Source organism: Streptococcus ratti FA-1 = DSM 20564 (genome assembly GCF_000286075.1).
GTDB lineage: Bacteria > Bacillota > Bacilli > Lactobacillales > Streptococcaceae > Streptococcus > Streptococcus ratti.
Map to the genome: position 1 here is coordinate 1,527,949 of NZ_AJTZ01000005.1, position 12,733 is coordinate 1,540,681.

The 12,733-nt window shown below is 37.5% G+C and carries 11 protein-coding genes; all 11 read left to right on the plus strand.

Annotated elements, in window-relative coordinates:
• Nucleotides 1–13 precede the first annotated feature (13 nt).
• The 11 genes from pth to SRA_RS09215 all read left to right on the plus strand — a co-directional run bounded on the left by pth (nucleotide 14) and on the right by SRA_RS09215 (nucleotide 12,292).
• Complete coding sequence (pth, locus tag SRA_RS09165; RefSeq protein ID WP_003090125.1) at nucleotides 14–583, plus strand: aminoacyl-tRNA hydrolase; 570 nt, start codon at nucleotides 14–16, stop codon at nucleotides 581–583.
• Nucleotides 576–4,061 (plus strand): transcription-repair coupling factor, encoded by a 3,486-nt coding sequence (gene mfd / locus SRA_RS09170; RefSeq protein ID WP_003090127.1) that lies wholly within the window; start codon nucleotides 576–578, stop codon nucleotides 4,059–4,061. The genes pth and mfd overlap by 8 nt, the downstream gene beginning before the upstream one ends.
• Before the next feature lie 127 nt (nucleotides 4,062–4,188).
• A complete protein-coding gene (locus tag SRA_RS09175; RefSeq protein WP_003090129.1) occupies nucleotides 4,189–4,461 on the plus strand; it encodes an RNA-binding S4 domain-containing protein in 273 nt (90 codons plus the stop codon).
• Nucleotides 4,448–4,819 (plus strand): FtsB family cell division protein, encoded by a 372-nt coding sequence (locus SRA_RS09180; protein ID WP_003090131.1) that lies wholly within the window; start codon nucleotides 4,448–4,450, stop codon nucleotides 4,817–4,819. Before SRA_RS09175 ends, SRA_RS09180 begins: the two co-directional genes overlap by 14 nt.
• Entirely contained in the window at nucleotides 4,819–4,962 is a 144-nt protein-coding gene (locus tag SRA_RS09185) for an SP_0009 family protein (protein WP_003090133.1), read from the plus strand. The genes SRA_RS09180 and SRA_RS09185 overlap by 1 nt, the downstream gene beginning before the upstream one ends.
• Nucleotides 4,959–6,194, plus strand: a complete 1,236-nt coding sequence (locus SRA_RS09190; protein ID WP_003090134.1) for a serine hydrolase — start codon at nucleotides 4,959–4,961, stop codon at nucleotides 6,192–6,194. The genes SRA_RS09185 and SRA_RS09190 overlap by 4 nt, the downstream gene beginning before the upstream one ends.
• On the plus strand, nucleotides 6,191–7,462 hold the full coding sequence (gene tilS / locus SRA_RS09195) for a tRNA lysidine(34) synthetase TilS (protein WP_003090135.1): 1,272 nt from the start codon (nucleotides 6,191–6,193) through the stop codon (nucleotides 7,460–7,462). The genes SRA_RS09190 and tilS overlap by 4 nt, the downstream gene beginning before the upstream one ends.
• Before the next feature lie 3 nt (nucleotides 7,463–7,465).
• The gene (gene hpt, locus SRA_RS09200; RefSeq protein WP_003090136.1) at nucleotides 7,466–8,008 is read left to right on the plus strand and encodes a hypoxanthine phosphoribosyltransferase; all 543 of its coding nucleotides are present in this window, start codon (nucleotides 7,466–7,468) and stop codon (nucleotides 8,006–8,008) included.
• Nucleotides 8,009–8,030: 22 nt separating this feature from the next.
• On the plus strand, nucleotides 8,031–10,004 hold the full coding sequence (gene ftsH, locus SRA_RS09205; protein ID WP_003090137.1) for an ATP-dependent zinc metalloprotease FtsH: 1,974 nt from the start codon (nucleotides 8,031–8,033) through the stop codon (nucleotides 10,002–10,004).
• Nucleotides 10,005–10,240: 236 nt separating this feature from the next.
• On the plus strand, nucleotides 10,241–10,729 hold the full coding sequence (locus SRA_RS09210) for a prolyl-tRNA synthetase associated domain-containing protein (RefSeq protein ID WP_003090138.1): 489 nt from the start codon (nucleotides 10,241–10,243) through the stop codon (nucleotides 10,727–10,729).
• A gap of 165 nt (nucleotides 10,730–10,894) precedes the next feature.
• Nucleotides 10,895–12,292, plus strand: coding sequence for an amino acid permease (locus SRA_RS09215; protein ID WP_126417892.1), 1,398 nt, complete (start codon nucleotides 10,895–10,897; stop codon nucleotides 12,290–12,292).
• The last annotated feature ends 441 nt before the right edge of the window (nucleotides 12,293–12,733 follow it).

Genomic DNA, 12,733 nt, shown 5'->3' on the forward strand with positions numbered 1-12,733 from the left:
TTGAAAGGAAAAAATGACAAAATTAATTGTTGGATTAGGCAATCCGGGAAGTAAGTATAAGGATACAAAGCATAATGTTGGCTTTATGACGGTTGACAAGATTGTCAACTCTTTGAATGTTAACTTTACAGAAAATAAAGTCTTCAAAGCAGAGGAAGCCAGTGCTTTTATTGATGGTGAAAAGATTTATTTTATTAAACCTACCACATTTATGAATGCCAGCGGCCTAGCTGTCAGAGCTTTTTTAGCATATTATAATTTAGGTCCTGAAGATTTGATTGTTATTTATGATGATTTGGATATGGAAGTGGGGAAAATACGCTTTCGGCAGAAAGGCTCTGCTGGTGGTCATAATGGAATTAAAAGTATTATTAAAGAACTTGGAACACAGGAATTTGATCGTGTTAAGATTGGGATTGGCCGTCCTAAAACTGATGTGAATGTTGTTCACCATGTTCTTGGAAAGTTTGATAAAGATGACCGTATAACCATTTTAAAGACAATTGACAAAGTTGACGAAGCTGTAAAGTATTATTTACAGACTAAAGATTTTAATATGACCATGCAAAAATTCAATGGATAAGATGACTATAATTGATTTATTTAAAGAAAATACTAAACTTAAAAAATTGACTGAGCTGCTGTCTGCTCCTAACAGACAGTTAGTAACAGGACTGTCAAACGCTAGTAAGGCTTTGGCAATAGCGGCAGTTTGGAGCGGCCGCCAAGGAAAAATAGTAATTGTTACTTCAACACAAAATGAGGCTGAAAAGCTATCAGATGATTTAATCAGTTTGATAGGCGAAGAAAAAGTCTATCGTTTTTTTGCTGACGATGCAGCGGCAGCTGAATTTATTTTTGCATCTCAAGACAAGACAAATTCTCGTGTCAAGAGCTTGAATTTTCTGTTAGACGAGCAAAAAGAGGGGGTCTTGATTACCAGTATTGCAGGAACTCGAATATTGCTGCCAAATCCACAAGATTATCAAGCTGCCAGATTAAAACTAGCTGTTGGTGAAGAATATGACCTTGACAATCTTGTAAAGCAATTATTAAATAATGGTTATGAAAAAGTGTCTCAGGTGTATAATCCGGGAGAATTCAGCAAAAGAGGAGATATTTTAGATATCTATGAAATTGAGCAAGAACTACCTTACCGCCTTGAGTTCTTTGGTGATGAAATAGATGGTATTCGTACTTTTGATGTTGATAGCCAAAAATCCCTTGCTAATCTTGATTCCTTCATTTTAACACCATCTGATGACATTGTTCTTGCGGAAAGTGATTTTGAGCGTGCCTGCCGCCAGCTGGAGAAAGTTCCCGTTACTGCTAGTGAGAATTTAAAATCCTATTTGAAGGAAGTCTTGGCAGTTACAAAAGATTATCATCGGCATCAGGATATTAGAAAATTTTTATCTTTTTTCTATCAAAAAGAATGGACGCTGCTGGATTATCTGCCTAAACAAATACCTATCTTTTTTGACGATTTTCAAAAGATTATAGACAGAAACAGCCGTTTTGATTTGGATGCGGCCACTCTTTTGACAGAAGATTTACAAAATGGTAAAGCGGTGTCAAGTTTATCTTATTTTGCGGATACTTATGGTTATTTGCGGCAGTATCAACCTGCTGTTTTCTTTTCAAATTTCCACAAAGGATTGGGAAATTTAAAGTTCAACTGTGTTTATAACTTTACGCAATATCCCATGCAGGAGTTTTTTAATCAGTTTCCCTTATTAGTTAGTGAAATCGAACGTTATCAGAAATCAGGCGCTACAGTTCTTTTACAGACAGATTCACAGCTCAGTCAAGAACGTTTACAAGAAACTTTACAGGAATATCATTTGATTTTACCAATGAGTGAAGCTGATAAGATCCTTGAAAATCAAGCACAGCTGATTATTGGAAATCTGTCCAGCGGATTTTATTTTGCTGATGAAAAGATTGCTCTTATCACTGAGCGTGAAATTTTCCATAAAAAAATCAAGCGAAAAATCCACCGTAAGACTGCCAGCAATGCTGAACGTCTTAAAAATTACAATGAGCTGGAAAAGGGAGATTATGTTGTTCATAATGTTCATGGAATTGGCCGTTTTCTGGGGATTGAAACTATTGAAGTATCAGGTGTCCATCGCGATTATTTAACCATCCAGTATCAAAATTCTGACCGTATTTCTATTCCTGTCGAACAGATAGAAATGCTTTCAAAATATGTTGCCAGTGACGGAAAAGAACCAAAGATTAATAAGCTAAATGACGGCCGTTTTCAGAGAGCTAAGCAAAAGGTATCGCGCCAGGTTGAGGATATCGCTGACGATCTTTTGAAACTGTACGCTGAACGCAGTCAGCTAAAGGGCTTTGCTTTTTCTGCGGATGATGACAGTCAAGAAGCTTTTGATAATCATTTTTCCTACATTGAAACTGAGGACCAGCTAAGATCTATTCAGGAAGTTAAAAAAGACATGGAAAAAGAGCAGCCCATGGATCGTTTACTTGTTGGAGATGTTGGTTTCGGAAAAACGGAAGTAGCCATGAGGGCAGCTTTTAAGGCTGTGAATGATGGCAAACAAGTAGCTGTTTTGGTGCCAACAACTGTTCTGGCTCAGCAGCATTACAATAATTTCAAAGAACGTTTTGAAAATTTTCCGGTCAATATTGATGTCATGAGCCGTTTTAAAACAAAAGCAGAGCAGCAGGAAACTCTGAAAAAATTAGCAAAGGGCCAAATTGATATTATTATTGGTACCCACCGTCTGCTTTCCAAAGATGTTACTTTTAAAGATTTAGGTTTTCTGGTCATTGATGAAGAGCAGCGTTTTGGCGTTAAACATAAGGAAACGCTGAAAAAACTGAAGACAAAAATTGATGTCTTAACCTTGACAGCTACTCCAATTCCGCGAACACTGCACATGTCTATGCTTGGAATACGTGATTTATCAGTGATTGAAACACCGCCAACTAACCGCTATCCTGTCCAGACTTATGTTATGGAAAACAATCAAGGGGTCATCCGTGAGGCCATTATCCGCGAAATTGACCGTGGCGGTCAGGTATTCTATGTTTACAATAAAGTTGACACAATTGACAAGAAAGTCTCAGAACTTCAGGAGTTAGTTCCAGAAGCCAGCATTGGTTTTGTTCATGGACAAATGAGCGAAATTCAGCTTGAAAATACTTTGATGGATTTTATTGATGGGGAGTATGATATTTTAGTAACAACGACAATCATTGAGACTGGTGTTGACATTTCAAATGTTAATACACTTTTCATTGAAAATGCGGATCATATGGGATTATCAACCCTGTATCAGCTTCGGGGCCGTGTTGGCCGAAGCAGCCGTATTGCTTATGCTTACCTTATGTATCATCCAGATAAAATTTTAACTGAAGTTTCAGAAAAACGTTTGGAAGCCATCAAAGGATTTACAGAACTTGGTTCAGGCTTTAAAATTGCCATGCGGGATTTGTCTATCCGCGGTGCTGGCAATCTTTTAGGGTCATCACAGAGCGGCTTTATTGATTCTGTAGGCTTTGAAATGTATTCGCAGCTGCTAGAAGAAGCTATTGCAGCAAAATTAGGGAAATCACAGGCTCGCTCCAAAGGAAATGCAGAAATTAATCTGCAAATCGATGCCTATCTGCCAGACAGCTACATTGCTGATGAACGGCAAAAAATAGACATTTATAAGAGAATCCGTGAAATTGACAGCCGTGAAGATTATCAAGAACTTCAAGATGAGCTGATAGATCGTTTTGGCGAATATCCAGACCAGGTAGCTTACTTGCTGGAAATCGGCCTTGTTAAGTCTTATATGGATAAAGCTTTTGTGATTTTATTGGAGAAAAAAGACGATCGTATTAGTGTTTTATTTGAAAAAGCCTCTCAGAAATTTTATCTGACTCAGGATTATTTTGAAGCCTTATCTAAAACCAGTCTTAAAGCTCAGATTAGTGAAGAAGAAGGACAGATTAAGATTATTTTTAATGTAAAAACAAAGAAAGATTATGAAATTTTAGAAGAGCTGCTCAAATTTGGAGAGGGTTTAAATGAGAAAAGTTAATCATTAAGTTAATGCCAATAAATTTTTTTAGCAGTTTTCAACAGAAAATATAGGTATGCAGCTAAGCTCTTCCTATCTTTTTAAAAAGAAAAATGTTAGAATAAAAAAATAGACTTGAGGTGATTAGTTGAGATTAGATAAGTATTTGAAAGTATCCCGTATTATAAAACGACGCCCGATAGCCAAGGAAGTGGCTGATAAGGGACGTGTCAAAGTTAATGGTATCTTGGCCAAAAGTTCAACAGATTTAAAAATTAACGATACTATTGAAATACGCTTTGGCAGTAAATTGCTGACAGTCCGTGTTTTAGAAATGAAAGACAGCACTAAAAAAGATGATGCTGCCAATATGTATGAAATCATAAGTGAGACGAGGATTGAACCAGATGGAGAAACCTAATATTGTTCAGCTTAATAATAAGTACATTAATGATGAAAACAGCAGAAAACGCTATGAAGAAGAGGAGATGAGACGCCGCCATCGCTTCATTGGTTGGATTTTAGTCTTTATTATTTTGCTTTTTATTTTGCCGGCCTACAATCTGGTTGCCAGTTATATGAATTTACAGGAGAAAAAAGAACAGATTGTCAAACTGCAAAAACAGCAAGAGCAGCTAAATGCTAAAACAGAGGCTGAACAAAAATTTGCTAAGCGTCTGAAAAATGACAGTTATGTTGAAAAGTATGCACGTGCTAAATATTATTACTCCATTGACGGAGAAAATATTTACCCTGCACCAAGTTTATTGCCGAAATAATGGAACATTTAATTGAAACAGTCGAAAAATTTTTAGCTTATTCTGATGATAAATTGGAAGAATTAGCTCAAAAAAATCAGGCTTTGCGAGAAAAGCCATCTCATAAAATTAAGGTTCAAAATAAAGTAGGAGGAGCAAAATGAAAAAACTGTTAGCCCTTATGTTAATGTTTGTTTTTTCTGCTCCTATTTTGGCGATTAGCACGGAAAAAGAACCTGCGGCGTTTTTTAATCACATTCCGACAAATCCCAATGTTTATCATGCTATTTCCAGTTTTCCGAAGGCTGATCTGACAGGAAAAACTCAAAAAATTAAGCCCGATTCTGCTTTGAAAATCAAGGCCTTGATTACAAAAAATGTCAAGACACCGGTCTTTAAGCTATCAGATGGCCGCTTTACAAAGGCTAGTTATGATAGTGTCTATGCTGATATTGTTCTTCGGCAGGATTATTTTTCCAGAAATTTTTGGCTTAAAAAAACATTTACCATTTATCAAGATCCTTATGTTGCAGGTGTAAAAAAGGTCAAAACGAAACTTACAGGCTACAGTAAGGTACATGTTTCTAAAAGAGCCGTTACCAACCATGGAATCTATTTAAAAGCTGACGGCCAAGGCTGGATTAATGAAAAAGATTTAGATGTCGCAGACAATCGTATGGAAAAAGTTCAGGATTTGTTAAATAAAAAATACAATAAATCTAACTATTCTATCTACATCAAGCAGCTGTATACGCAAAAGACAGCCGGGATTAACGAAGACAAGGCAATGTACTCTGCCAGTGTGACTAAGCTTCCTATTTTATATTTTGTTGAAAAACAAATTAAAGACAAAAAAGTAAAATTAACGGATAAACTGACCTATACCGAACAAGTTAATCAATTTAAAGGAGCCTATAAGACTGAGGGTAGCGGTAAAATGCCTAAAAAAGCAGATAATAAGGCCTATACTGTAGATAGCTTATTAAAAGCGGTAACTCAGCATTCAGACAACGTTGCCAGCAATATTTTAGGTTATTATATTGCCCACAAATATGATAGAACTTATCAGGAAACCATTCAAAGAGCAGCTGGTGCCCAGTGGAATATGGACACTCGAAAGGTTTCATCAAGGACAGCAGCAAACGTCATGGAAGCTCTCTATAATCAGAGCGGCTCAGCTTTAAATTATTTAAAAACAACTGAGTTTGACAGTAATCGGATTTCTCGTGATATTGCTGTTCCTGTTGCTCATAAAATCGGGGATGCCTATAACTATAAGCATGATGTAGCTGTCATTTACACTAGTGAACCCTTTGTCTTATCTATTTTTACAGATAAATCATCTTATAACAATATCTCAGCAATCGCTGATGATGTGTACGGTATCTTAAAATGATCTACGACAAGATTTTTAAATATGTTGAACATAAAAAGTTTTTTGACAAGCATGACAAAGTTTTAATAGCTGTATCAGGTGGAGTAGATTCTATGAATCTGCTGCACTTTTTGCATGCTTATCAAAAGCAGCTAAATATAAAAATAGGCCTAGCACACATTAATCATAAGCAGCGCCTTCAGTCTGATGAGGAAGAGACTTACCTTAAAAATTGGGCTGAGAAAAAGCAGCTCCCTTTTTACAGCGATACTTATAAAGGACCGTTTTCCGAAAAAAAAGCGCGTGATTTTCGTTATGCTTTTTTTAAAAAGATTATGTTCAAGTATGGTTACACAGCTCTTGTCACTGCCCATCATGCTGATGATCAGGCTGAGACGGTTTTCTTGCGTTTACTGAGAGGATCACGCCTGCGTTATTTAACTGGAATTAAGGAAGTGCAGCCTTTTGCCTGCGGTCAGCTAATCCGGCCCTTTTTGACTTTTTCTAAAAAAGATTTACCGTATATTTTTCACTTTGACGACAGCTCAAACAAGGAGAGCCGCTATTTAAGAAATAGAATCAGAAATACTTACCTACCAACGTTAAAGCAGGAAAATCCTCAAATAGCTCGGCATTTAATTGACCTAGGCGCAGAAACAGACAAGCTTTTTCAGGCCTTTGCTGATTTAAGCAAGCAGTTGGATCCTCAGGACTGTCAGGTTTTTCAAAACCAAAGTGAGTCCGTTCAGTATTTTTTGCTACAAGGCTATCTCGAAAAATTTCCTGATTTAAATATAAGCAAGAAGCAGTTTAACGACCTGCTGCATATTCTTAGAACAAAAAATTATTATCACCATTACTTAAAAAATGGCTATTATTTAAAAAAAGATGATAAAATGTTTGAAATTGCTAAAATAGGTCTTAAGACGGATGGAGATGATGAACAAAGAGTGCTAGAATGTGACAGTATGGTCAAATATGGTCAGTACATTTTTTCTTTCCAAAAAGAGTCAGATTCTAAAGAAGGGTTTCCTTTAAAGAGTGACGCTCCTATTTTGATCAGAAAACGCAGACCGGGGGATAAAATTCAGCTGGGATCTTATTCTAAAAAAGTACGGCGCCTGTTTATTGATGAAAAAATTCCTCCTGCTAAACGCTCAGAAGCGGTTATTATTGAGCAGGCTGGCGAAATCATTTTAATTCTTTTAGATGATGTTACTTATTTGAGAAAAGATTTTAAAGATGGTATAATGAAAGGCAGACTTTATATTCAAAATAGAAATTGGTGAGAGATGCTCGAACAAGATATTAAAAAAGTTCTCTATTCTGAAGAAGAAATTATCCTTAAAACCAAAGAGTTAGGTGCTCAGTTAACCAAAGACTATGCCGGAAAAAATCCTCTTTTAGTCGGTGTTTTAAAGGGTTCTGTTCCTTTTATGGCTGAGTTAATGAAACATATTGATACGCATGTTGAAATTGATTTCATGGTTGTATCAAGTTATCATGGCGGCACTACCAGCAGCGGTGAAGTCAAGATATTAAAAGATGTTGACACTAATATCGAGGGCCGCGATGTTGTCTTTATTGAAGATATTATCGATACCGGCCGCACTTTAAAATATCTGCGTGATATGTTTAAGTACCGTCGGGCAAAATCTGTCAAGATTGCTACATTGTTTGATAAACCTGAAGGCCGTGTCGTTGACATTGATGCTGATTATGTCTGTTACGATGTTCCAAATGAATTTATCGTTGGCTTTGGTTTGGATTACGCTGAAAATTACCGTAATCTTCCTTATGTAGGAGTGCTGAAAGAAGAAGTTTATTCAAAATAAGAAAAAAGGTTGTTAGTAATACATGAAAAATAATCGAAATAATGGATTTGTGAGAAACTCCTTTGTTTATATCATACTGATTTTGGCTATTGTAACTGGTTTTCAGTATTTTTTTAGAGGAACAGGTTCACAGAGTGAAAAAATCAGTTACACGACCCTTGTTAAACATGTCAAAGCAGGTGATATAAAATCAATTACCTATCAGCCCAGCGGCAGCATCGTTCAAGTAACAGGTGAGTATGAAAAGGCTAAAGAAATAAAGACAAATAGTGACTTGGCCTTCTTTAACGGCAGTACTACAAAAGTTAAGAAGTTTACATCAATTGTTCTGCCTAACAGCGCTTCTATTGAAAAAATTGAAAAGCTGGCAGAAGATCAAGGAACAAAAATTTCTGTTAAGCAAGAGAGTTCAAGCGGTGCCTGGATTTCTTTCCTCATAAGCTTCCTGCCAATTCTCATTATGATCTTCTTCTTTACCATGATGATGAATCAAGGCGGTGGCGGTGCCCGCGGCGCTATGAGCTTTGGTAAAAACAAGGCGCGTTCATCTTCTAAAAGTGATATTAAAGTGCGCTTTTCAGATGTTGCCGGTGCAGAAGAAGAAAAACAAGAACTTATTGAAGTGGTTGATTTCTTAAAGGAGCCAAAACGCTATAAAGCTTTAGGAGCTCGTATTCCGTCAGGCGTCCTCCTTGAAGGGCCTCCAGGTACTGGTAAAACCTTGCTTGCTAAAGCAGTAGCTGGGGAAGCAGGTGTTCCTTTCTTCAGCATTTCAGGCTCAGATTTTGTTGAAATGTTTGTCGGTGTCGGAGCCAGCCGTGTCCGTTCCCTCTTTGAAGATGCCAAAAAGGCTGAGCGTGCTATTATCTTTATTGATGAAATCGATGCTGTCGGACGTCGCCGCGGAGCCGGAATGGGAGGCGGAAACGATGAGCGTGAACAAACCCTCAACCAGCTGCTGATTGAAATGGATGGTTTTGAAGGGAATGAAAATATCATTGTTATTGCTGCAACCAACCGCAGCGATGTTCTGGATCCTGCGCTTCTTCGTCCCGGACGCTTTGACCGTAAGGTTCTTGTCGGTAGACCGGATGTTAAGGGCCGCGAAGCTATCCTTCGCGTCCATTCGAAGAATAAACCTCTGGCTAAAGATGTTGACTTAAAAGTCATTGCTCAGCAAACACCAGGATTTGTCGGTGCAGACTTAGAAAATGTTTTGAATGAAGCTGCTCTTGTCGCAGCCCGCCGTAATAAGAAAACAATTGATGCCAGTGATATTGATGAGGCTGAAGACCGTGTTATTGCTGGTCCTTCTAAGAAGGATAAAACCATTTCTGAACATGAGCGTCAGATGGTTGCTTATCATGAAGCTGGACATACTATTGTAGGACTTGTTTTATCAAATGCGCGTGTTGTTCATAAGGTTACAATTGTTCCGCGCGGCCGCGCCGGCGGTTACATGATTGCACTTCCAAAGGAAGATCAGAATCTGCTGTCTAAAGATGACTTGAAAGAGCAACTGGCTGGACTCATGGGAGGCCGTGTTGCCGAAGAAATCATTTTTAATGCTCAAACAACGGGTGCTTCCAACGACTTTGAACAGGCAACACAGTTAGCTCGTGCAATGGTAACCGAATATGGTATGAGTGAGAAACTCGGCCCTGTTCAATATGAAGGCGATCATTCAATGATGCCAGGTCAGTTTGCGCCTGAAAAGACCTATTCAGCTCAGACAGCCCTTCTTATTGATGAAGAGGTCCGCGATCTGCTAAATGAAGCTCGCAATAAGGCAGCTGATATTATTAATGGCAATCGGGAAACACATAAATTAATTGCAGAAGCCTTGCTTAAGTATGAAACACTTGATGCTGCACAAATCAAGTTTATTTACGAAACAGGAAAGATTCCTGAAAAGTCAGATGATGATTCAGAGGAAGCTCATGCATTGTCTTATGATGAAATCAAAGAAAAAATGACTGAAGATAAGGCTGACTGATATTAAAAAAGAGGCTGGGTAAAAACTCTTTAGAATAGCAAAAGTCCTAAAATCAACGTTTTTGACAACACGATTTTAGGACTTTTTAGCATTATTCTTTTTAAAATTTGAGTTTTTACCCAGCCCTCCCATAGACTATAATTCAAATTTCTAAGTAAGCTGTCGATCGTTGCTAGAAAAGTCTGCCTTGATATGCTAAAATAAAGGCAACAGAACAAGTCAAAGGAGGTAAAAAAGTGGACTTATACACAAAAGTAGAAGAAACCTTAAACAAACTAAATATTCCATTTGAAATTGTGGAACACGAACCGGCACTTACGACCGAGCAAGCAGATAGCTTTATCGAAGGTATTGAAGGTGTCCGCACCAAAACCATGTTTCTCACTAACAAAAAGAAAACTGCTTACTACTTACTCATCATGGACGACAAAAAACGCTTGGACATGGACTTGTTTAAAGAACTGGTAGGAGCCAATAGAATCCGCATGGCGTCCTCTGACAGTCTATTTGAAAAAATGATGTTGCCGGCAGGCATCGTCTCTCCTTTTGGATTGTTGAACAATGAAGATAAAGATATTCAAGTTTATTTTGACAAAGAAATCATGTCGGAAAAACGAATGAGTTTTCACCCCAACACCAATGAAAAAACACTCTTTTTAGACACGACAGATCTACTCAAATTTCTAGAGGCTATTGGCTACGAACCGAATATTATCGAATTATAAAACAAAGAGAAAGTGGGACAGAAATCAAGTCTTAATTCTAGTTGCTGAACAAAAACGGTCTATCCCCAGACCGTTTTTGTTCAGGTTCTTTTTTTTGCTCAATTAAATTTACAAGGACTGTTTACTGTGATAAACTAATATGGTTGTTAAAACTATTTAGGAGAAATGATGACTATATTCAGAAAGAAGAATACAAAGTTAGATAAAACAGAAATGAAGCGCCACCTCAAAATAGTGGACTTGATTTTTCTTGGTTTGGGTTCAATGGTAGGAACAGGAATCTTTACGATTACTGGTATAGGTGCTGCGCAATATGCAGGTCCAGCTTTGGTAATTTCGATCATTATTGCGGCAGTGGCTGTTGGAATTTCGGCTCTTTTTTATGCAGAATTTGCATCAAGAATTCCGGCAAATGGGGGAGCGTACAGTTATTTATATGCTACTTTAGGAGAATTTCCTGCTTGGATGGCCGGTTGGTATATTATCATGGAATTTCTGACTGCGGTATCCAGCGTTGCTTCTGGCTGGGGAAGCTATCTCAAGGGGCTGTTATTGAGCTATAATATAAAGCTGCCAACATCTTTAAATGGTACTTTCAATCCAAGTAAGGGCAGTTATATTGATTTGCTGCCGGTTTTAGTTGTTCTGCTGGTTACGGGAATTGTTCTTTTGAATTCTAAAATTGCTCTGCGCTTCAACAGCAGCCTGGTTATCATGAAGTTTTCTGCTTTGGCTCTTTTCATAGTTGTGGGGTTTTTTCACCTAAAACCTGAAAATTGGTCTAACTTTTCTCCTTTTGGCTTTGGCCAAATTTACGGAGGACAGACAGGAATAATGGCCGGTGCTTCTTTGATGTTTTTTGCTTTTTTAGGATTTGAATCTATTTCGATGGCCGTCGATGAGGTTCAAGAACCACAAAAAACAATTCCTAAAGGCATTATAACTTCCTTAACTATTGTAACAATTCTTTATGCCAGTGTTACTTTGGTACTGACAGGAATTGTTCACTATTCTAAATTAAATGTGGCTGATGCAGTCGCTTACGCCCTTCGCCAAGCAGGTTTAAATTGGGCAGCTGACTACATTTCTATTATTGCTATTTTAACGTTGATAACCGTCTGTATTTCAATGACTTATGCTTTGGCAAGAACAGTTTACAGTATCAGTCGCGATGGCCTTTTGCCGCAAAAATTTAGCGTTGTTACAAAACGCAGTAAGGTCCCTAAAAATGCTACACTTTTGGTAGGATTTGCCTCCATGATTTGTGCGGGGGTATTCCCTCTTTCCAGTATTGCAGAATTTCTAAATATTTGTACTTTAGCCTATCTTATTATGCTGGCAGTTGCTATTATTAAATTAAGAAAAGATCAAGGGGAACCCAAGACCGGAGAGTTTAAAACACCTTTTATACCAATACTGCCGATTATTTCAATAATTATATGTTTAGCACTGATGAGTCAATATATGACGATTACCTGGATTGCATTTGCGGTCAGCACTGTAATTGGTGTTTTAATCTATTTCATTTATGGTTATAAACATTCTACCATTTCAATGGATTAAAAAAAGAGGTTGAGACAAAAGGATTTTGATTTTTAAAAGTCTTTATTATCAAGTCCTTTGAATGGCTAAAATTAATAACAAAGCGAACAAAACAGAAGTTTAAATGTCAGAGAAACTCATTTTGTTCGCTTTTTATAGTGGATGTCGGACTTTTCGTCCTAGCCTCTTTTTTACTTTATAGTAGATGGCTGACACTGCCGCTGAAATTTCTCTGGTTTTTACAATCATTTCAGATAAGCGATGCAGTGTAAGGGGGATCTTTTTTATCATACTTACCAGTTTTACATCTCTATAGCTGACTGCATCTTTTAACCCCCCATTGCATATCTGTCGCCTAAGAATTTGGCCGCTTTTTTCAAATTCTCAATCAAAGTACCGTTCAGCTATTGTCCATGCTTTTTTGCTATCGTTAGTCACAACTTATTTGGAGGGCTCAGAATC